Annotated in this window: 13 protein-coding genes and 3 pseudogenes; 7 read left to right on the forward strand and 9 right to left on the reverse strand. The window is 62.3% G+C overall.

All coding sequences use genetic code 11. The features are described 5' to 3' along the window. Positions 1–561: 561 nt before the first annotated feature. Together ABNX08_RS38670 and ABNX08_RS38675 are read right to left on the reverse strand one after the other, a co-directional pair. Complete coding sequence (locus ABNX08_RS38670; RefSeq protein ID WP_349606457.1) at positions 562–4,008, reverse strand: adenylate/guanylate cyclase domain-containing protein; 3,447 nt, start codon at positions 4,006–4,008, stop codon at positions 562–564. A gap of 146 nt (positions 4,009–4,154) precedes the next feature. Next, entirely contained in the window at positions 4,155–4,481 is a 327-nt protein-coding gene (locus ABNX08_RS38675; protein ID WP_349606391.1) for a DUF4158 domain-containing protein, read from the reverse strand. Between the two features lie 230 nt (positions 4,482–4,711). Here ABNX08_RS38675 and ABNX08_RS38680 point away from each other — a divergent pair, with 230 nt between their 5' ends. Then, positions 4,712–5,344, forward strand: a complete 633-nt coding sequence (locus ABNX08_RS38680) for a hypothetical protein (protein ID WP_349606389.1) — start codon at positions 4,712–4,714, stop codon at positions 5,342–5,344. Next, positions 5,298–6,395, forward strand: a complete 1,098-nt coding sequence (locus ABNX08_RS38685; RefSeq protein ID WP_349606387.1) for an XRE family transcriptional regulator — start codon at positions 5,298–5,300, stop codon at positions 6,393–6,395. The genes ABNX08_RS38680 and ABNX08_RS38685 overlap by 47 nt, the downstream gene beginning before the upstream one ends. A 469-nt stretch (positions 6,396–6,864) precedes the next feature. Here ABNX08_RS38685 and ABNX08_RS38690 read toward each other — a convergent pair whose 3' ends face one another. From ABNX08_RS38690 to ABNX08_RS38705, 4 genes and pseudogenes are all read right to left on the reverse strand, one after another. After that, the gene (locus ABNX08_RS38690; RefSeq protein ID WP_349606385.1) at positions 6,865–8,490 is read right to left on the reverse strand and encodes an H-NS family nucleoid-associated regulatory protein; all 1,626 of its coding nucleotides are present in this window, start codon (positions 8,488–8,490) and stop codon (positions 6,865–6,867) included. Between the two features lie 490 nt (positions 8,491–8,980). Next, positions 8,981–9,739 carry a tol-pal system protein YbgF gene (gene ybgF, locus ABNX08_RS38695; protein ID WP_349606383.1) on the reverse strand — a complete coding sequence of 253 codons (759 nt, stop codon included), beginning with the start codon at positions 9,737–9,739 and terminating at the stop codon, positions 8,981–8,983. A 76-nt stretch (positions 9,740–9,815) separates the two neighbouring features. Beyond that, positions 9,816–10,079: an H-NS histone family protein gene (locus ABNX08_RS38700; RefSeq protein WP_349606382.1), complete on the reverse strand. Its 264-nt coding sequence runs from the start codon at positions 10,077–10,079 to the stop codon at positions 9,816–9,818. Beyond that, positions 10,063–10,773, reverse strand: a pseudogene (locus ABNX08_RS38705) (KfrA protein); the annotation flags it as partial. The gene ABNX08_RS38700 and the pseudogene ABNX08_RS38705, both read right to left, overlap by 17 nt. A gap of 213 nt (positions 10,774–10,986) precedes the next feature. On the opposite strand from ABNX08_RS38705, the gene ABNX08_RS38710 reads away from it, so the two are divergent. Together ABNX08_RS38710 and ABNX08_RS38715 are read left to right on the forward strand one after the other, a co-directional pair. After that, complete coding sequence (locus tag ABNX08_RS38710) at positions 10,987–13,920, forward strand: Tn3 family transposase (protein ID WP_349606380.1); 2,934 nt, start codon at positions 10,987–10,989, stop codon at positions 13,918–13,920. Between the two features lie 302 nt (positions 13,921–14,222). Next, positions 14,223–14,345: pseudogene (locus ABNX08_RS38715) on the forward strand (RidA family protein); the annotation flags it as partial. A 105-nt stretch (positions 14,346–14,450) separates the two neighbouring features. Here the strand turns inward: ABNX08_RS38715 and ABNX08_RS38720 are convergent. Continuing rightward, a complete protein-coding gene (locus ABNX08_RS38720) occupies positions 14,451–15,086 on the reverse strand; it encodes a cupin domain-containing protein (RefSeq protein ID WP_349606378.1) in 636 nt (211 codons plus the stop codon). A gap of 285 nt (positions 15,087–15,371) precedes the next feature. Between ABNX08_RS38720 and ABNX08_RS38725 the strand changes: the two genes are divergently transcribed. From ABNX08_RS38725 to ABNX08_RS38735, 3 genes are all read left to right on the forward strand, one after another. Beyond that, positions 15,372–16,640 (forward strand): M20 family metallo-hydrolase, encoded by a 1,269-nt coding sequence (locus ABNX08_RS38725; protein ID WP_349606376.1) that lies wholly within the window; start codon positions 15,372–15,374, stop codon positions 16,638–16,640. A 72-nt stretch (positions 16,641–16,712) separates the two neighbouring features. Next, entirely contained in the window at positions 16,713–18,053 is a 1,341-nt protein-coding gene (locus ABNX08_RS38730; protein WP_349606374.1) for an MFS transporter, read from the forward strand. An 85-nt stretch (positions 18,054–18,138) separates the two neighbouring features. Beyond that, entirely contained in the window at positions 18,139–19,596 is a 1,458-nt protein-coding gene (locus tag ABNX08_RS38735; protein ID WP_349606372.1) for an amidase, read from the forward strand. Between the two features lie 21 nt (positions 19,597–19,617). Here ABNX08_RS38735 and ABNX08_RS38740 read toward each other — a convergent pair whose 3' ends face one another. Next, positions 19,618–19,758, reverse strand: a complete 141-nt coding sequence (locus ABNX08_RS38740; RefSeq protein WP_374063739.1) for an FAD-linked oxidase C-terminal domain-containing protein — start codon at positions 19,756–19,758, stop codon at positions 19,618–19,620. After that, positions 19,730–20,902 (reverse strand): annotated as a pseudogene (locus tag ABNX08_RS38745) (ISKra4 family transposase); the annotation flags it as partial. The gene ABNX08_RS38740 and the pseudogene ABNX08_RS38745, both read right to left, overlap by 29 nt. Between the last annotated feature and the right edge of the window lie 205 nt (positions 20,903–21,107).

The raw sequence follows: 21,107 nt of genomic DNA on the forward strand, positions 1-21,107 counted from the left end.
TGACCCCTTTTGCATCCGCCCTCGCTTGACCTGCCCGTAGTTCCGCGCCGTTGGAGAGTTGGGGCGCGACGAACCATACAAAAGCGCGCCAGCAGCTGAGGCTGATCTTGCAGCGGGTCATATTCCACCGATGGTCAGCAATGGAGCGGCCTCCTACAACGCCGGACACACCGCCGCAAGCTCTATCAGGGCGACTGCTCTGGAGAGGGAGTCGTACCGCCGTTGGAACTGAATGAGGCTCTGTAGCAAGCCCGCGAGCTTCAGCGCCTGCTTGGCAACAAGACAATGGAAGAACGAGATTCCGCGAGAGGCCGGGAGGTGTTGAAGTCGCGAAAGGGGATTGCGCGCCTGCCCAGCGACCTCGAGGATGCGGTCGAGCTCATAAGAAGCGATTTCAGTAACCCGTTGGACTTCGCGTGATCACAAAAATCCTTGGGAAGAATCAATTGAAATTTTCGTGACCATTCCCGCACTGCTGCCGCAGCCCTATGCGTGCCCGCTCGGTTCAACGCAAGCGAGCGCTGAATGTTCCCTCCTCGACTTAAAGCGCCAATCTGGTAGTCAGGACAAATCCTCCAGTAGTTGTCTTGTCTGACACAAATCCACGGATTCGGATCCCTCGGTGTAAGTGTTAAGCGCTACTGTAACGATTTGCCGCGCAGCCTCATCTCTGCCTAAAAGGTGCCAAAGCCGTCCGAGACTCAGCACGCCTTTCAACTCGACGGACATAGCCCCCTGCTGCCGTGCAATGGCAATTGCCTTCTGAAAGCACGCTTGCGCTTCGTCGGCTTTGGCGAAGATGCAGCCATCCTCGCCTGGTAACCGCAGCAATAGCTCACCCTGGAGGCGATACAGCGTTCCTTCATCAAAGCTCTCGCCGGTGTTACGCACCAGAGTCAACGCGTCGGCCAGCACGCGCAGCGCTGCTTCAGGGTCCCCGGCCATGCCATAAGCGTCAGCAAGCAGTCCCAGCAGAGAGGGCCGACCCAGTGAGGCACCGGTGGCTTCGTGGGCGCGCAGACCCCCGTGTATCAGTGCTATGCCCTCTTCATGGTTTCCTTGGGTGGCGAGCGCCCAGCCGCGTAGGATTGTCGCGCGGGCTGTATAGAGTGGGAACCCCTGCTCTCTCGACAGCTCCAGTGCGGCATTTGCATACTCGAGCGACAGTTCCAACTCACCCATGCGCTGATGCAACTCCGCCGCGAAAACTAGGCTGAAGGCAAGGCCGAAGAGATCAGGGGCGTGCCTTACAATTGCCAGCGCCTCTTTAGAGCGTGCCCGGGATTGGTCGGGCAAGCCGAGATACCAAAGGATCCAGCTCAGCGTGCAGCGTATGTGGACGGCGGGGTTGCGCGCATACCGTAGAAGGTGCCCATATGACTGCCGCTCAGGCCGGTGCAGCGCCAGCGCCTGCTCCATGTGGATACGGGCAAGTCTGATCTCGCCCAGCCTGAATACGGTCGATCCGAGTATGCGGTGTGCCTCCGCGAGTTGCTCAGGGTCCCGTGCGTCGTGCGCGAGGCTGAGCAGCCGTTCGCCTAGCGACTGCGCGGTCTTGAGCTGCGAGCGCAGAAAATAGAAGGACCACAGGCCGATCTGAGCTGCAAATAACTGCGGGGTTTCGCCGCCATGTTCGCTCAGGGCGAGCGCCCGCGTGTATGTGGCCTCCACCTCCGGTGCGCCGGAGCCGCGCGCGGCAATCCAGGCCGGACCGAGGGTCAGCAGCAGCAGCAGTTCTTCGCGCAGGCGTTCCGGGCTGGCTGGCAACGTCTTTAGCAGATTGAGGGCCGCACTGAGGTGTCCGATTGCCTCGAGATGCGCGGAGCGCTGTAAGGCCTGCTTGCCGGCCAGCTGCAAGTACTCGACCGCCTTCGGCACATTGCCGCTCTGGCTATAGTGGTGCGCCAGCTCGTTGCAGTATTCCCTCAGCCTGTCAGGAAACAACGCCTCGATGGCCTGGGCCGTGCGTTCATGCAGAACGCTGCGCTGCCTCGAGAGCAGTGAGTTGGCGGCCACCTCCTGGGTCAGCGCATGCTTGAACGCGTACTCGACCTCAGGGTGGGCGGGCCGCTCATAGATGAAGTCCCCGGCCTGGAGGTCGACCAGCAGGGGATGGAGCGATTCGTCGGGCTGCCCCGTGACATGCCGGACCAGGCTCGAAGGAAACTCCGTGCCGATGACCGCCAGCATCTGCAGCAATTCCTTCTGCGGCACCGGCAGCCGGTCGATACGGGCCGCCAGCACCCCTTGCACAGTGGTGGGGATATGTAGTACCGGGGGGGCCTTGTCGATCCGGTAGTTGCCAGGCTGGCCGAGCAGCGCGCCTTCCTCTGCCAGCGTCTGGACGACCTCCTCCATGAAGAACGGATTGCCCTCCGTCTTGGAGCGGATCAGCTGTTTCAGCGGCACCAGCGAGGGATCGTTCCCAAGCAGCGCCGTCAGCAGTCCCTGCGCCTCCGCCTGGCCAAGCGGTTCGAGGTGCAACTGCGTGTAGCAGGCGTTGTCGCCCCAGTCGTGAGTGTACTCGGGGCGGTAGTTGACCAGCAGCAGGATCCTCGCGCCCGGCACTTTCGCGATCAGCACATTGAGGAAGGCTTCGGTCTCACTATCCAGCCATTGCAGGTCTTCGAACACGACCATGAGCGTCTGGTTCTGGCTCTCGCGCACCAGTAATTTTGCGATGGCCTCGAAGGTGCGCCGGCGCCGGATGCCGGGGTCCATCGTCGGCAAGGCCGAGGCCGGTTCGATGATGCCCAGCAGGTAAAGCAGGTAAGGTAGATATTCTTCCAGCGCGCGATCCAGGATCAGCAGGCGACCGGTGGCCTTCTCGCGATAGCGGCGTTCGTCGTCCTGCGCCGTGATCTGGAAGTAATTGCGCAACAGGTCGATCAGCGGCAGGTAGGGAAACGCTTTGCCATGCGATACCGAGAAGGTCTCCAGCACCAGGCAGCCTTGTGGCGCGCGTGCCTTGAACTCATGGAAGAGGCGCGACTTGCCAATGCCCGCTTCCCCCACGACTCCGATGATCTGCGCCTGCCCTGCCCTGGCCAGCTCCAGTGCCTTCCCCAGGCGCTCCAGTTCGCCCTCGCGACCAACGAAGCGGGCGAGGCCGCGGTGCGCGCCCACCTGCAGCCGCGTGCGCAAAGCCCCCAGCCCGAGCACCTCATACACCGCCATCGGCTCGCGCAGCCCCTTGATCTGGGTGCGCCCGAGCGCCTTGAACTCGAAATATCCTTCCGTCAGCCGGTGGGTCGATTCGCTGACGAGAATGGATGACGGTGTCGCGACCCCTTCCATGCGGGCGGCGATATGGATCGTATGGCCCACCGGGTCATAGTCGGTGCGCAGGTCGTCCTGGCGGATCGAGCGGACCACTACTTCGCCGGTATGGACGCCGACGCGGATCTGCAGCGGGATGCCCTGTTCCAGCCGGATCCTGTCGCTATGGCGGCGCATGGCCTGCTGTTGCATGCGCAGCCCGGCAAACAGCGCCCGCAACGCATGGTCCTCGTGGGCGATCGGCGCGCCGAACAGCGCCAGGATGCCGTCCCCGAGTGATTTGGCCACGTATCCCTCATAGTGATGCACGGCTTCCATCATCAGCGCCACTACCGGGTCGATCAGGCTGCGGGCTTCCTCAGGGTCGAGGTCCTGGATCAACGCGGTCGAGCCCGCCATGTCCGCAAACAGCGCCGTGATGGTCTTGCGCTCGCCGGCGGCGTCTGCACCCTTGGCTTCCATGGCGGCCCGCTCCGCGCGGATGCGCTCGGCCAGATGGTGTGGAGTGTAGAGTACCGGGGCCGGCATGGGCGGAGGGACAGTTGGCCCGGGGACATAGGGCGACTCTGGGACCGTGTCGGTCAGCTGCGCCCCGCAGGTTTCGCAGAATCTCGCGCTGGGGCTGCAAGCGTGGCCGCATTGCGGGCAGGCCTGCGCCAGCGATTGTCCGCACTTCTTGCAAATCCGGGCGCCGGCCAGATTCTCGCACCGGCACTGTGTGCAACGCATCTCGCCCCCAAACTGCCGTTCGCCGTTATGCCCCATTACAGGTGTAATCCCCGTCTTTGGCAAGACTACCGCGATGCAACGGGGGATTTCGGCAGGAAGCCTGTGAACTAACCGAGGCGGCCGCTGGCTACGATGGCGCGCAAGCCTTACCGGCCGCAGGCCCAGATCAGGTGGTCATAGAGCGTTTTGTACCGGCGATATAGAGTCCGAAGCGATGCGATCGTCGGCGTCGGTAGGCCGAGCCGCTGGCCGATATAGTGAGGCAACTGGCGCGGCAGCGTACTGACCTGGCCGAGGCTATGCCCACTTGCGCGCAGAAATACCAGTTGAATGGCGGCCCCAGCGCGCCGATCGGGCCGAAAGCGCTCATTGAGCACTGCGACGTCGCTGTCGGTCAATGCAAAGTACCGCTCGACATCAAATTCCGACGGCCGCATCGGCAGCCGGTCACTTCCCACATAGCGAAATCCCAAGCCCGGCATCTCTTGCCCCTATCGAGATCGCGCGATCCGAATCGCACCACAGCTCGCGTGAGCTCCTACCTACCTGCCACTTGATACTGTATATTTATACAGTCAATCCCTTCCAACGCAACCGAAGAACTAAGTGCTCTTACGGGCTCACGAGAATAATTTAGGAATATTTTTACGTCATTTTTGTAGTTCGTGATATGCTTGGCGCACGCCACTTCCTGGGTGTTGCCATGCCGACTATCGACGAACAAGAAGCACGAGCCCTTGTAGCACCACATCTGGTCAAGTTCGACAGCATCTACCGTCGAGCCTGGGAGTCCTGGCTGAAGAATCCGGTCGCCGCTCGCATGCAAGACAAGCGGGTGCGCGCGAACATCATCTGGAATGACGCCGTTGCCGAGGCGAAGGTCATGTTCGATGGCGATGGTGAAGCGCGGTTCGATGAAATGGGCCAGTGGAAAGGCCTTTTGGTTGGAAATCGATTGTTTGTGCGTCTCAAGAAAGGAACATCAGCACTCCTGTCGCGCAACGTCAGAACGAAGGCTAACGAAGCCTTCCATGACCAAAATCGTGACCTCTTCGGAGGAATCGCGCGGTGCGAGCTGCTGTACGTGCTGTCAGAAGATGAAACGGAGCTGGAACGGGTGGTAGTTGTCCAGCGACACAAGAAGGCGGTTGTATGGTCCATCGATGCCCTGGGAGGCTTCGACGATGGACAGATGATTATTCCGTTTGCACCGGTTCCCCCGGGCAGCGGTGGTGGCGGGTCTGTCGCGGACCGCGTAGTTAAGCCAAAGAAAAATGGGGAAGACGAAAATGGAACACGTCGGGACGCAGCCGCTGGCGGAGGCCTTTCGACCTGACTTAGTCAATCTCCGGCGACGTATGCTGGACTTGAGTCAGGCAGAACTGGCAGAACGGGCAGGCATAGCTCAAGGAACCCTGTCAAAAATTGAACAAGGCCTGCGGCCTGTAACTGAGGATGTGCTTCAGCGTTTGGCTGAGGCGCTCAATTGCCTACCTTCCTTCTTTTCCCGGAAGGACCGGCTCTACGGCGCTCCGCTAAGTGCGCATCCGCTGTTCAGAAAGAAGGCATCGGTAGGTCGCGGCCCGATTGAAAAGCTCGTAGCGGACCTGAACGTTCGGATGGGGCACATTCGAACTCTGTTGAACAGCGTCGACCTGGACGCCGAACTCCCTTTCCCGGAGTACGACGTTGAAGAGGTCGGCAGCGCTCAGGATGTAGCCAAAAGGGTTCGGCGCGCCTGGTATATGCCATCTGGACCGGTACCGGACCTCACGGAATATGCTGAGCGCGCCGGCGTCATTGTTGTCTACTGCACGATGCCGGATGCCGGCATTGACGGGGTGAGCTATAGAGTCGCTGGACTACCACCGCTTGTCTTCCTCAACGAAGCCCGACCCGCGGACCGCCTGCGCTTTTCCCTTGCGCATGAAATTGGCCATCTGGTTATGCATCGTTATCCGACCGGAAACATGGAAGACGAGGCGGACGCATTCGCGTCTGAATTGTTGATGCCGGCCGAAGACATCGGCCCCCACCTCACAGGGCTGACCCTCGACCGTGCGATGTACATGAAGCCGACTTGGAGGGTCTCAATGGCGGCCCTCATCGTTCGCGCAACGACGCTCGGCAGAATTGATGCAGGTAAAGCCCAGTGGCTTTGGCGACAGATGTCTGCGAGAGGATTCCGCACACAAGAGCCGTCTGCGGTCGATTTCCCTGTCGAGCGCTCGTCTGTCATGGGTGCGCTTCTAAGGAACCTTACGGACAATCTTGGGTACACCGATGATGACCTTGAGCAAACCCTGGATTTGCATCTCGACGAACTTGCTCAGATGTACGGCCTGAAACCCAAGCAGGGGCTGAGGCTCATCGCGGCACGGCCGTAGCTTGTGTTGAGAGCGCCCCCCAGACCTGCGATTGCCGGTAACTTAGAACAGAAAGCTTTTTTCCGAGGGCGCTCCACCACGAGGAGCGCGCTTGAGCAGTAATTTCAGTAAGCAAAGTCCGCCTCCATGGCGGATTTTGTCTCTCTGGCCTTGGAAATCTAGGCGAGCCCCCGTTTCCTCCTGTAGGGGTGATCGTACCTTTCGTGGCGAAATCTGGCGGTCTGGCCCCCAAAGTCATTATGAATCAAGAGGTTGCAATATCGCTGGTTGTGCGAAAGCCGGGAAGGAGCAAAGCCATGCTGCAGGCGGCTCTCCGGCTGCTCACCGCCATTTTTTGCACGAAAGGTACGATGACCCCGACTAACAGCCCTCAACAGGGCTGCTATACCGGAATGCCGAAGGTGATAGCGCTTTCTTAGGGCTAGTGTGAAATCTGCCCGCTGCTGCACCGCCCGCCTATTTCACGTCATTACCCTGCTGCAATCAAATATCGCCCCGGCTTTTTCCCGAGCCAAGCCGGAGCTCTGCCGCGGCCAGACCACGTCTTGCCGGTCTTTGGGTCGCGGTATCTCGCCGGCAATGCAGCTTTAGATTGTTGCACGCCCGTACCGACAGAGCGGCCACGGCGAGGCTTGACCGCAATGTCGTCGATGCTTAGGTCGTACTCCCGCATCAACCGCTGAATCTTCTCGACCACACTTGGCAATTCCGCTCGCAACTTCTCAAGTTGTGCGTTGACAGTTGCCAGTTCAGCGAGCAATTCTCGAGGAGTTGCCGCCCTGAGAGCGCGTGGCTTTTCCGTAGGCATTTCGGGTGCTACGGCTGTCTTGAGCGCTTTGGGTGTCACAGCCCTCATGCGCCTTTCCGGTGCCACGGCCTGCTTGCGCGCTTTCGGCGCCACTAGCTCCTTGTGCGCTTCCGCTACTTCAATCTGTACTTCCGGCGCCGCGGCTTGCGTCGGCACTTCCGGTGCTGCGGCGACAGTTGGCGACTTCCGACGCTGCGGCTTCTGCCGGCGAAGTTCCGGCGTCGCGGCTTCTGTCGGTACCTCCGGTGCGGCGGCTTGGGTAGGCACTTCCAGTGCCGTCGCTTCAGTCGGCGATTTCCGACGCCGCTGCTTCTGTCGGCGGACTTCCGGTCCCGCGGCTTCTGTCAGTACTTCCGGTGCTGAGGCTTGGGTAGGCACTTCCTGTGCTGTCGCTTCAGTCGGCGATTTCCGATGCCGCTGCTTCTGTCGGCGAACTTCTGGTGCCGCGACTTCTCGAGGCAAGTCCGGTCCTCTGACTTCAATCGGCGCTGCCGGTGCCGCGGGCTCTGTCGGCCCGCCCGGGGACACGGTTTCAGTCGGCGCTTCCAGTGCCGCGGGTTGAGTTGGAACTTCCAGTGCCGCGACCTCCGCTGGCACTTCCGGTGCAACGGCTTCAGTCAACACTTCCGGTGCCGCCACCACAGTCGGCACTTCCCGTGCCACAGGGAGCCGCCGCCTACGCCGGTATGACACCGTCGCCGCCGGGCCGCTATCCCGGGTCAGTGACCAGAAGTCCCCGCTGCCCACCGGGCGCCGGGGACCTACGGCATCGGCATCAACTTTGCCAACACTTCCGTCGCCGTCATTCGCTTGAGCGTTGACGCGATGAACGCCGGGCTTCACGTTACGGGCTGGACCTCCTGCCTGCGTAAATCCCTGCGGCGCCTCAGGCGTGACAAGGACATCAACTCGCTGCGGATTGGGGACGAGATCGGCTTCCTTTGTCGGACTCACAGCATCGGCGAATGGCGCCTCATCCGTTGGAACATGAGCCTTCGCCTCCTGCTTGACGCCAGCTTCCCCCCTGCTCCAAGCCTTCTTCAAGAATTCGCGAGCCCACTCCACACTGAACGACTCCGAATCAACCTGCTCTTGCAGGTATTCGGACAAACGCTCCGCCGCATCGTCCAGTTCATCGTCCTCGGGCTCAGGATAAAAAATGGGTTGAAACGCTTCGTCGGCTTCTCTCCTTGTCGACACGGTGTTGAAATGCGACCAGTGTTTGAACCCGATAGCTCTTGATATTGCGTCTTGCGCGCGTGTAAGGCGAACCTCGCGGTCGGTCATGTTCCGTAGCAGCTTTGCGACTCTTTGTACATCACGACGAGTAACGAAATACAAGTCTCGGGACATCGAATTTAACCCTCTTGAATTATGAATTCGGTGGCAAGCGGCAGCTGCTGGCCTTGGCGTCAGCTCTTACGCCCACGGCGCTTTCCACCTCATGTTTTCCGGCTTGACGTCGAGTAATCTCCAACGACTCTTGCGCCGCGCGAACTTCTGCTGCCACCGCGGTGGCTTGCACGGCATTCGCTCGATGAGCCTGCTCATCCGCCAGCGCCTCTCGGAGCATTGTCAACCCGTCTTCCGCCTTCGCCAAGTTTGCCTTCAGTACCGTTATGAGGAGTTGGCCGGGATGGAACAGTGACCGCTGACAACACCGGCGCCTCCAAGCCTGCAGTGAACGCCCCTGACCAAGATACGCCCCTATGCTCTGCAGTGCATAAGGGCGTATCTTGGTGGTAGGCCTGGTGCGGCCGGCTGGAAGCCGCCCCACTCACTTCAGCGTCTTCAACCGGTTGCTCGCCGCACGCGCGCCTTCGGTACTGGGATACTTGGCCACCACCTGTTCCAGCGTTTTGCGCGCGGCAGCCTTCTGGCCTGACTCGAGCTGATTATTGGCAACCGCAATCATTGCGTCCGGCACCTTGGGATGCGTCGGGTTGGCATTGATCATTTTCTGCAGAGTCCAGGTGGACCCCTTATAGTCGCGCTGCGCGTATAGCGAGTTGCCGAGCCAGTACTGCGCCAGCGGCAGGTACGAGCTCTGCGGATACTTCTTGATAAAAGACGAGAACGAATTCCCCGCGCTTTTGAAATCGCCCGCCTGGAAATGCTTGAGCGCGGCGTCGTATTCGGGCTTCTCGCCCAGCTGCGACGTGCCTTGGCGGTCTTCGACCGAAGCCTGCTGCGGCTCGAGCTTCTTCAGGCGCGCATCCAGGTCGGCGTAGTAGTCCTTCTGCTGCTTCTGCAGCGTTCCCACCGTGTTCTGCAGCACTTCGTTCTGGCCGCGTAGCCGCGCCAGTTCCTGGCGTAGGCCTTCGAGCTGGTTCTGCATGTCGAGCGTGGTGCGGCTGTTCTGCTCAATGCGCTGGGTCGCAGTCGCCTGGAAACTGTTGAACTGGTCGCGCAGGTTGATGACCGTTCTGCGCGCCTGGTCATCGTCGAACACTCCGGCATGCGCCTGCGTGGGTGGCAGCATGCCGCCGCTAGCAATGGCGGCGAGCCACAACAGGGTGAAAACGCGTACTTTCATGGATGGGTCTCGTTGGTTGTGTCGGTTAGCCCTCGTCGCATTGCGGTTGGGCAGAGGGCCGAATTTATCTGCGGGCCTATCCAACCCGGTAAAACTCCACGCTCTGCCCCGCATTGACCGCCCGCCGCAGCCAGTCGGGCATCTCGCCCTGCCCGTCCCAACTCTGCCCCGCGGCGTTGCGGTAGCAGACCACTAGCGCTGGCGCTGGTGCGGGTGGTGGCGGTGGCGGTGGCGGATCAAAGCACCCCGCCGCCTCCAGCTCCTCCATGGTCAACCCGTAGTCGGCCATCTCCGCCTGGATCCAGCGGATCGCCGCCGCCCGCTCAGTTTTTGCTGTCATTGCTGTCGTCACTGCTGTCGCTGCCGTCATCCGGGTTGGAGGCGGCCGTCGGCGCGCCCCGCTTGTCGTCTTGCTGTTCGTCCAGCTGTTGGTCCTGTTTTGCGCCTGGCGCCGCCTGCCCGGTCGGCGCCGGGCCGCCGGCCTTGCGCCGCCGCCCGCCACCACTCTCCCCCCGCCGCTCGGGCGGTCCCATCCGCAATTCTGCCAGCAGCTGGCGCGCCAGCGCCGCCTCGGCTTCGGCGCGCTCGGCCCGGCGCTGTGCTGCGGCCAGCTCCGCCTGCACCGCGTCCAGGTCGTGCGCCGCTTTGCGCTGCGCCTGCTCGGCGGCCGCGAGCCGATCGGCGAGCGCCGCGGCCTGGGCTTCGAGCCGGGCGCGGACTTCGGCCTGCGCCACGGCCGCGTCGCGGGCCTCGCTGCGCGCCGCCACCAGTTCGCTGCGCAACGCTTCGGCGGTGCGCTCGCTCTGCTGGCGCGCGGTGCGTTCCGCGTCCAGTTCGCGTAAGGCGCGGCGCTCGCTGGCCTCCGCGCGTTCCTGCGCGAGGGTCACGTGCTCGCGCGCGCGCTCGAGCTCGGTCGAGAATTGGGTACGCAGCTCCGCCAGCTGCCGCCCGGCGGCGTCCAGTTCCGCCCGCCCCGCTTCCAGCCGGGCCTGGGTCGCCGCGTGCGCCTGCCGCTCCGCGACCAGGTCTCCCTTTGTTTTCGCTGCAGTTTACCGGGGTAGCCGCCCCTCGTAGCCACGCGCGTTTCCCGGCGGCCATCTAAAAAACTTCCGATAAATCAATAGGTTGCTGTCTGCCCCGTTCCAGTTTTTGAAGTGCTGTAAGCGACATATTATCGTGCTGAACGTTGCGACCATCTTTCATTGCCGCTACCCTCCGCAGTCCGTCTCACGCGTGGGAGAAGCGCGATGGATCACTGGCGGTTGGCCTACCTCGGGATGCGGCAGATCCCACAGGAACTCAGCGAGTTCGAGCTTGCCACGTTCTTCACCTACTCCCCCAAGGAACGGGCACTGATTGATGCTCGGCGCAGCCCTTTGTATCGCTTGGCCGTCGCCGTACACATCGGCTTTATCCGCATGACGGGACGCACGCTTGATGCCTGCAAGCAAGTGCCCAGATTTCTCTGGGCGCATGTCGGTGCCCAGGTTGGTGTGACGCCGCCGGACATGGGCACGCTCAACGCACTCTACGATGGGCGCACCGATACACTGTCAACTCACCAGATGCTGGCCTACCAAGCCCTCGGCTTCAGTCCGATGGCTGAGCACCAGCGCCGCTATGTCACGCGCTGGCTCAAGGAGCGTTTGACGGGACAGCCGAGCCGCACCGCGCTGTTTCATGAGTTGAAGCGCTGGCTGTATGAACATCGGATACTGATACCCCATGATCGCGCACTAAAAAGACTGATCAGCCAGGCCGTCGCCACGGCCGAGGCGGCGCTTGCCGTCGCTCTGGTGCGCGCCTACGGGGCCTCCTTGGACACATGGGGCATATCACTTGCGCGCCCGCATGGCGACCGCACGAACCTGCAGCAATGGCTTTGGGCCGTCCCGTTGCGAACCTCGACCCACCAGATCGGGGAATTGTTCGACAAGGTCGAACTCCTTTATAAGCTGGGCGTTCACCGAAACTGGCCAGCGGCATGCAATGAAGTGCTGATACGCTACTATGCCCGGCGCTGCGCCAATCGTCCGCCTTCAGTGAGCAAACGAGTCGCGCAGCAACCCCGCCGATTGGAAGCTGCTTGCTTTCTGCGTTACGCTTTATGTGCCGCCACGGATCATCTGGCGACCATGTTGCGACACTGGATTCAGAAGTCCGTCAATGACGTTCGGCGCCTGATTGAGGCAGGCCGACCGGACCCTGCCACCCAGATGCGAGAGTTCGCGACCGCGGTCAAAGCGCTGGCCGCGGATGAGATGCTAACCCGGGAAGCACTCTGCCAGCAGTTGTCGGCGCTGGCCAACGCGGCGCTCAACCGGCGTGCGCCCAGCCGTGCCAGCCTGATTCGCATGCAACTCCTGTCGCGACACCGCCAGGCTCGAGCGTTGCTTGGCAGGTTGGTTCTGCTGCCATTCTCCGCCCTGTCAACTCACCCGGTGATTGAAGCGTTGGCAGTACTCCAGGAAATCTACACGCGGAGGTCCGATCATCTTCCCGACCCAATCACGATTCGACTTGGCCGCGCCTGGCAACCCGCCCTGGACGGAGAGGACCGACAGCGGGCCCTGGCCGCATTCGAGTGGGGCACGCTTTTCGCCCTGCGGGTGGGATTGCGGAATGGCTCAGTCTTCCTTGAGCACAGCTTTGCCTTCCGAAGCCAAGCGACCCTCTTGATCAGCGCCAGCGATTGGAAGGCCAAACGCAACCACTTCTATGGCCATCTTAAGCTGCCACAGGATGCTCAGGCATTTCTGAAGCCTGTGGTCACACATCTGGATGAAAGCCTCGCCAGGCTCCGGGATGCTGTCGTGTGTGGGAAGCTCAAAATTGACGATGCAATCCACATCGACCCCTTGGTGGCAAGCGCTACGCCCGCGAATGTGGAGACATTGCGAGGCGCACTGTTCGAGCGGCACCCAGGCGGTCAGCTGCCTGAGATCCTGCTCGAGATCGACAGCGCCACGCACTTCAGTTGGCTTTTGCTGGGAAGAGAGCCGCATTCCCGCAGCGAATTGCTATTGGTCTACGCAGCGATACTCGCGCACGGCACATCGATGTCGGCTGCGGATCTCGCCCGAATGGTGCCGGAGTTGTCGCCTCCCGCGATCCGGCAGATGATGCATCGGGTTGCGGATGAACGGAAGCTGCGCCACGCGGCTGAAGCCGTGCTGACCTTCATGCATCAGCACCCGATTGCCCAGCATTGGGGGCGCTCCGATCTGGCCTCGTCAGACATGATGTCGTTGGAAACGACACGCTCTGTCTGGAAAGCGCGGGCCGACCCACGCCGGCGGACTGCTTCGATCGGGATGTACACTCACGTTCGCGATCGGTGGGGCATCTTCTATGACCAGCCAATTTTGCTCAACGAGCGCCAGGCCGGCGCAGCGATCGAGGGGGTGATCCGACAAGGCGGTTCGGAAGACGTCGCGCAACTTGCAGTGGATACGCACGGCTTTACAGATTTCGCGATGAGTCAGTCACGGCTGTTGGGCTTCGATCTCTGTCCGCGACTGTCCCACCTGCGCGACAGACGTCTGCATGTTCCCAGGCATCATAATGTGCCTGGCGAACTGGCTGCCGTCACCGATGCAGATGTTCGACTGAGCCTCATTGAGTCCGCCTGGGACGAGCTGGTGCGGATTGCGGCGTCCGTGCAAAGCGGGCAATGCACCGCAGTCCAGGCACTCTCGCGCTTTGGGGTGGCGGCGCGCGGACAGCCAGTCTATGAGGCCAGCATGCATCTCGGACGGTTGTTTCGTACGATCTTCCTGATCGACTATTTCACGAATACCGCATTTCGCCATGAGATGCAGCACGTGTTGAACCGCGGTGAAGCGGTGCACATTCTCCAGCGAGCGATCCATTCCGGCAAGATACCGATCGAGCTGGCGCGCCATGACGCGTCGCTGGCGGCAGTGTCATCGGCCTTGACCTTGCTATCCAATTCAGTAATGGCTTGGAATACGATGCACATGCAACGCAACTGGGACGTCCTCGAGAGAATCAGCAGCGAGGCGACTCGATCTGAGGACCTTCGGCATATCGGTCCGACCCATCTCGAGGGAATCAATCTGCGGGGCACTTTTGAGTTTCCCATTGCGCGCTATGCGCATCGGCTCATGCCCACTGCGGCGTTCCAGTCCGACTCATCTTCGCAGTGGCGTACGGCGTAACCGTTTTTGCTTTGAAAGCGGCTCAGAGGACGGTACCAAAGAACTGATACCTCTGGGTGCGCAATAGTCACACCGGCGACATGCATCCCCTGACCGCCGAGCGCTTGCCGTCATCCGCTCGTCGGCTCCGACTCGGCTTTCGGAGACTGACCGCCCTTCCCTACCGCCACGCCCATGCTACAGATCGGTATCCGTGGATGCGGAAGATGAACCAGTCAGCAAGTGATTGATTTTATGGGGATATCTTCCGGGCATCGGCCGGAAACCCGCATGAATGCTTGGGGTAGCTAACCCGGTAAATTGCATCGAAAACAAAGGGATACCTATTCGGCACGCACGGCCAGCATGCGCGCAGCGCGTTCGGCGTGCCGCAGTTGCCGCTGGGCGCCTGCCTGGAAATCGAACTGATCGTCGAGGTCGCCTGAGCCCGCGCCGCGCGGCCTGGCATGCCAGCCTGGACGTCGCGCAAGGGAAGTTGCCAGGGCAATGCGCCGACCGTAAAGCCGTGGCTTCAGGGAGCCACGGCGGCGTCAGAAGCTCTGGGGGGTGTTGACCCACAGAACCCGGGCCTCGGTGCCGCCGACGTTCCGATAGCCGTGGGGCAGGTGCGAGAAGAAAAAGAACGAGTCGCCCTGGCCCACCCTGGTGGTCTGATCGCCGACGGTAAGCTCCAGCTCACCCTGGAGCACATAGCCCATTTCTTCGCCGTGGTGCTCGAGAAAGCCCTGGGACGAGGTTCCGGCCGGGATGTGGTGGATATTCGCTTCCAGCAGCGCGCAGAGGTGGTTGGGAACCAAGGTCTCCAGGGACACGCCATCTCCAGCCCGCAGATGTTCCGTCCGCAATATCTGCCTTTGCCCATCCCGCATGACCGTCACGGGTCCTTGCGCGGGATCCTCTTCGGAAAAGAGCTTGGCCACGCTGATTCCCAGCGTCACCGCGATTTTATGCAGCATGGGAATGGAGGGCCGGACTTTGCTGTTCTCGACTTTGGACAGGAAACTCTCGGTGCATCCCACCTTCTCCGACAACTGGCGCAAGCTCAGTTTGCGATTCAGCCTCGCATGTTTAAGCCTTGCTCCAATGACGATTTCCTGACTCATTTCCTTCCTTTCCATATAAGCAACGCTAACGATCCCTGCGAAATAGCGGCGCAGCGACACCATGGAACCAGCGCGATGCGCGAAGCCACATGTCGGTGGACGGCATGTTTCCGACGGATGACAACTATAGCCCAAGCGGCATGGCGAACCGGCCGGGCCGAACGCACCGGGCAATCCGCGCCGGCTTCCCGCTCCGCTTGCGCAGCGCCGCCACGGTGCTTCGCTTCCCTTACGGTGCGCGTCGATGTCCGAGTAATGACAGGACGATTCCTTGTAGTCAAGTGACTTGACTTGACGGCATCGGCCTGCCAGACTCCCTGTCACGTACAACGACACCCCGGCATCACCGTGAAATCCGACACTTCCACAGCTACCACCATCACGCCCTTCATCAACGGCTCGCGGCTGATGGACCGCCATCGCGCGATGGCTGAAATCGGCGCTACCGCCAATGGCGGGGTCAACCGCCAGGCCCTGACTTCCGAGGACACGAGGGGGCGGCAACTGCTTCTGGATTGGGCCGCAAAACGGAGCTACGCGGTTTCCATCGATCCGATTGGCAATCTGTTTATCCGCCGGCCGGGGCTGCGCCCGGACCTGAGCCCGGTCATGACCGGCTCGCATCTCGATTCCCAACCCACCGGCGGCAGGTTCGATGGCGTATTCGGCGTGCTGGCCGGGTTTGAAGTCCTCGAAACGCTCGACGATCACGGCGTGACGACCGAGCGTCCGATGGAACTCGTGGTCTGGATGAACGAGGAAGGCTCCAGGTTTCCGCCGCCGACGATGGGGGCGGCGGTCGCATCGGGCGCGATTCCGCTGGAAAGGGCATTGGCCACGCTGGATCGGAACGGCGTCAATGTCGGCGACGCGCTGGCGGCGCAAATCGGGGAACTGCCCCGATTGGAGACCAGGCCGCTGGGCGCGAAGGGCTTTGCCTATATCGAGGCACACATCGAGCAGGGCCCGGTTCTTGAGGAGGCGAACTGCGCCATCGGCATCGTCAGCGCCATCCAGGGCCTTCATGCCTATCAGGTCGAGGTCAGGGGCGTGGAAGCCCATGCGGGCACCACGCCCTTGCGGCACCGGAAGGATGCCTTGGTCGCCGCGACCACGCTGATCACGCGCATTCGCAGCGAGATCGCGGATCCGCTCGATGTGCTGCGCTTTACCGTCGGGCGTTTCGAGGTGGCGCCCGGCGCGTCCAGCACCGTGCCCGGGAAGGTGACATTCATCATCGACCTCAGGCACCCGGACCCCCGCCACCTTGTGCAAACCGGTGAACGGATTCTCCAGCTCTGTTCGGGTGAAGTCGAGAATTGCTCCGTCTCCGCCAAGGTATTGCTGCGGTCGGCGCCGGTGAAATTCGACGAGCAGGTGGTTGCGGCCGTTCGCGAGGCAACCGAACGCCGGAAATACGAATCCAGAACCATGATTTCCGGCGCCACCCACGACGCCAAATACATGGCCGAGCACACGCCCACGGCGATGATTTTCGTGCCCTGCGAAAAAGGCGTCAGTCACAACGAGGCGGAAAACGCGCGGGACGAAGACCTGGCGGCAGGCGCGCAGATCCTTTGCGATGCCATGCTGGCCGTCATGTCGGGAAAACAATAATAGAAAGCACCAACCACTCGGGACCGGTCGCGCAGATGACGGACCAACCGGGTCCAACCAGAGGAGACCAAGTTGTCAGCAATCAATCAGGTATCAGAGGGCGATGCGTCGGTAGCTTCCGTCTATCGGAAGATCAACTGGCGCCTGCTGCCGTTCCTGTTCATTGGCTTCATGTTCGCGTATCTCGACAGGGTCAATGTCGGGTTCGCGAAACTGCAGATGCAGAATGACCTGGCCCTCTCCGATGCGGCATACGGAGTCGGCGCGGGTATCTTCTTCGTGGGTTACGTCCTGTTCGAGCTCCCGAGCAACCTGTTGCTGCCGAAAGTAGGAGCCCGTGTCACCTTCAGCCGGATCATGGTGCTGTGGGGAATCACGTCGATGTGCATGCTGTTCGTGAACAGCGTGCCGGTGTTCTACGCCTTGCGTTTCCTGCTGGGTGTTTTTGAAGCGGGTTTCGCGCCGGGCGTGCTGTTCTATTTGTCGCGCTGGTACGGGCCGAAGCGGATTGCGGGCGCGATCTCGCTGGTCTGGCTCGCGGGCCCGGTCAGCGGGATTCTGGGCAGTCCCCTTTCCACCTGGATCATGACGACGTTCGCCGGGGTCGGCGGCCTGGCCGGCTGGCAATGGATGTTCCTGCTGGAAGCCGCCCCGTGCGTCGTGCTCGGCGTCGTCGCCTTCTTCGTCCTGTCGGATGGCCCGGCCACCGCCAAATGGCTCGATCAGGAGGAAAAGCGTCTGCTCGGCGCCGAACTGGGCACGGCTGCCGGACAGCACGGTTCCTTTCGCGCCGTCGCGAGGGACCCCAAGGTCTATATCCTTGCCGTGGCCTATCTCTGCATCATTTCGCCGATCTATGCCTTCGGCTTCTGGCTTCCGACCATCCTCAAGCTGGAGGGCGTCACCAGTACACAGCAACTCGGCTGGTATGCCGCCATTCCCTCAGTCGCCGCCGCGCTGGCCATCTTCTTCGGCGGCCGCAGTTCCGACAGGCGGGGCGAAAGGCGTTATCACATCGCGTTGCCCGTGTTCGTGGCTTTTCTATCCGTCATGGCGTGGGTCTGCGTTGGCGGTGGCCTGCTTTGGACGATCCTGCTGCTCACGCTCGCGACCGGGATGATGTGGATGGCGAATATCGTGTTCTGGGCTGTCCCGTCGGAATACATCAAGGGCGATGCGCGGGCGGGGGCGATTGCGCTGATCAATACGATCGGTCTTTCCGGCGGGTTCTGGGGGCCGAGCATCATCGGATGGTCGAAGACGCTGACGGGCAGCGTGCACCTTGGCTTTCTCATCATGGCGTCGATGCTCCTGGTATGCGGAACCATCATCCTGTCCCTGCGCCTGACGCCGAAAGCTGCCGCCGGGCTTGCGTCGGGTCCGATTCCGGCGGGAACGCGAGGAGCGGGCTGACGGCGTTCGCCGGCATGCGGCCCGGGTGCTCGGGCCGTCGTTGCCGAATTCAGTCCTTATCGTTGGTCATCACCATTGCCTCACTATGAAACTGGCCGAATACGCGTCCTTTGATGGCGTGGGTTTGCACAATCTCATCTCGCGCGGGGAGGTCAGCGCCGCGGAGGTCGCGTCCGCCGCGCTGAACGCGCTCGAGGCGGTCAATCCGGAGATCAACGCCGTCATCGAGCACTGGCCCGCCGAGGAGGACCCGACCGGGTGCGCGGGAAACGGGCCGCTGTCCGGCGTGCCCTTTCTCATCAAGGACCTGGGCGTGGCCATGAAGGGCCGCAGATGCGAGCTGGGCAGCCGCATGGCACAAGGGCTGGTCGCACGGGAAGACTCGAATCTGATGGGCCGTTTCCGCCAGGCCGGCCTCGTTACACTCGGTCGGACGACGATGCCCGAGCTGGCGGTGAGCACCACCACCGAAGCCCGCGCATGCGGGCCGACCCGGAATCCATGGAACCTGGAGCGCGGCGCCGGCGGCTCCAGCGGCGGCGCCGCCGCGGCCGTCGCGGCCGGCATCGTTCCGCTCGCGCACGCGACCGATGGCGGCGGCTCGATCCGCGTACCGGCCGCCTGCAACGGCCTGTTCGGCCTGAAGCCGACCAGGGGGCGCGTATCCAACGGTCCGGCCGTGGACGAGGTGTGGAACGGGCTCGGCGTGCATTTCGCCGTGAGCCGCTCGGTGCGCGACAGTGCCGTCCTGCTCGACGCCGTGCACGGCGGGGGCATCGGCGAGCCGTACCATATTCCGTCGCCGGCCGGAAGCTATCTGTCGGAACTCCGGCAAAGCCCGGGCAGGCTCAGGGTAGGCTTGATGTTGCATCCGCTGAATGGCGCGCGGACTACTCCGGTCGTGGCGCAAGCCATGCTCGACATTGCCCGGCATCTCGAATCGCTGGGCCACCATGTCGAGCACGTCGCGCCGGATCTCGGCGTGAGCTGGGACGCTTTCGTCCATGCCAACGCGCAGATCTGGACCGCCAATGCTGCCCTGCGGATCAACGCCATCTCGTCGGCGACGGGGCGGGCTGCCACGGCGGAGATGCTCGAGCCTGCGACGCTGGCGGTCTACGAGTATGGAAACCGCGTCAGCGGCACGAGCCTGCTGGAGGCGCTGCAGGTCAGGAATACCGTTGCGCGGGCGGGGGGCAGGTTCTTCCAGGGCTACGACATCGTCCTGAGCCCGACGCTCGCGGATCTCCCTCCCCGCATCGGCGAGTACAACAGGGATCAGGCGACCATGGATGGCCTGGCCTGGATCGCGCACGTGTTCCGGCAGTCGCCGTTCACCGCGTGGGCCAACGTGGCGGGGTTGCCCGCCATGTCGGTGCCATTGTCGCTCGACGCCGCGACAGGGCTGCCGATCGGCGCGCAATTTGGCGCGGGTTTCGGACGCGAGGACATCCTCTTCCGCCTGGCGGCCCAGCTGGAGGAAGCCATGCCGTGGCATGGCCGCCGGCCGCCGGTATGGGCCGGAGCCCGTTGCACGGACTGAACACGCGGGCACGCCCGCCGGCTATACCACCTTGCCGGAATTCATCAGTCCTTGCGGGTCGAGCGCGAGCCTGACCGCGCGCATCATGCCGATCTCCACCTCGCTCTGGGGACCGCGCCAAATCGGGGGCTGACTAAGCAGCAACGCGGTGGCGTTCTCCACCGCCGACGGAGGGATACCATCGCTCAACGCGCGATCGGAACTGGTTATTGAGCAAGGCCGTCCGGATTTGAAGCAGGTTGTGCGCGTGCCGAGGCCGCCAGGCCATCTGCTGCCGTTTGACGAATCGCTTGCTGACCACCTGGTTGACGGCCGACTCGACAAAACCTGATGCAATGGGCTCCCCATGCCGATAGCGGTCACCGTAGTTCACGATGAAGTGCCGATTGTTGTCGAGGTAGACAATGAACTCCTCGAGCTTGCCGAGGAGTTTGGCCTCTTCGGGGCTGGCCTCAGCGTCCAGATCCCAGCCCAGGGTTTCCAGTCGGCGCAACGCCGGATAGGGGCAGCCGTGCCACAGGTGCCATTTGGCGCCATGCAGCGCCTTGATCAAGGCCGCGTTGGTCGGGCCGTCGCAGTGTGCCGGCTGGCCCTTGATCATCTGTTCGAGGTTCTGTACCCGCATGGCGATGTGGAACCAATCGAGAACGTACTCACCGCGGTCACCAAAGCCGAGTTGGGCAAACCGTACGGTATCCCCGCCGTCCGACAGGAAGGTGACCGGCTGACTGGGTTGCACACCTTCTCGTAGCAGGAAGCTCCACATACGATCGGCCGGTCGGCGCTCCAGCTTGTGCACGTAGGCAAAACTATGCCCGCCATCCTGATCCCGCAGGGACTTCCCGACGATCACTTCAAACCAGCCATCCTGGCGGCGCCGGCGACCGGCCAGCCGAAGGTAGCCGCCGTCAATGCCGACCGCGCGGATCGGACTGGGCTCCGGGATCTCGGACGAACCGACGCTCGCGGTCACCTCCGCCTGCTGCCGGGCGTCGGTGGCCTGTTCTGCTTCCAGCCGGCGACCGAGCGTGGTGACCTGGCGACGGATTGAGCTGGCTGCCAGCACATGATCGAGCGGCAATACCTCTTGCAGGACGTTGACGGTCAGACCATACGACATCAACGCCGCAAACTTTACCTCGAGATACTGCAGTTCTGGACTAACTCGCTCAGGCAGACAGCGGGCGACCGGGCTGAAGCTACGTGCGTCGCGCTGGCACCGCCGGCAGGGTCGCCTGAGCGTCAAGTGCTCGGGAACGAGGACGCGTCGCCAAACCGATGGGCTCAGGCCGCGCAGAGCAATTCGAAGTTGAAGGACGGAGATCGCCGGCCCAGGATCGGAAGCCATGCGCGCATTGTAGGTGCCTCATTGGCCTCTCAGTAGCGGTCCGGCCGTCAGCCCCCGTTTTGGCGCGCTCTCCAATATCGCTGTCTGTGCGAAAGGCGGAAGGGGCAAAGCGATGCTGTAGGCGGCTCTCCGGTTGATCACCGCCACTTTTCGCACGAAAGGT

It is taken from the genome of Cupriavidus sp. DF5525, from assembly GCF_040149425.2.
GTDB lineage: Bacteria > Pseudomonadota > Gammaproteobacteria > Burkholderiales > Burkholderiaceae > Cupriavidus > Cupriavidus pickettii_A.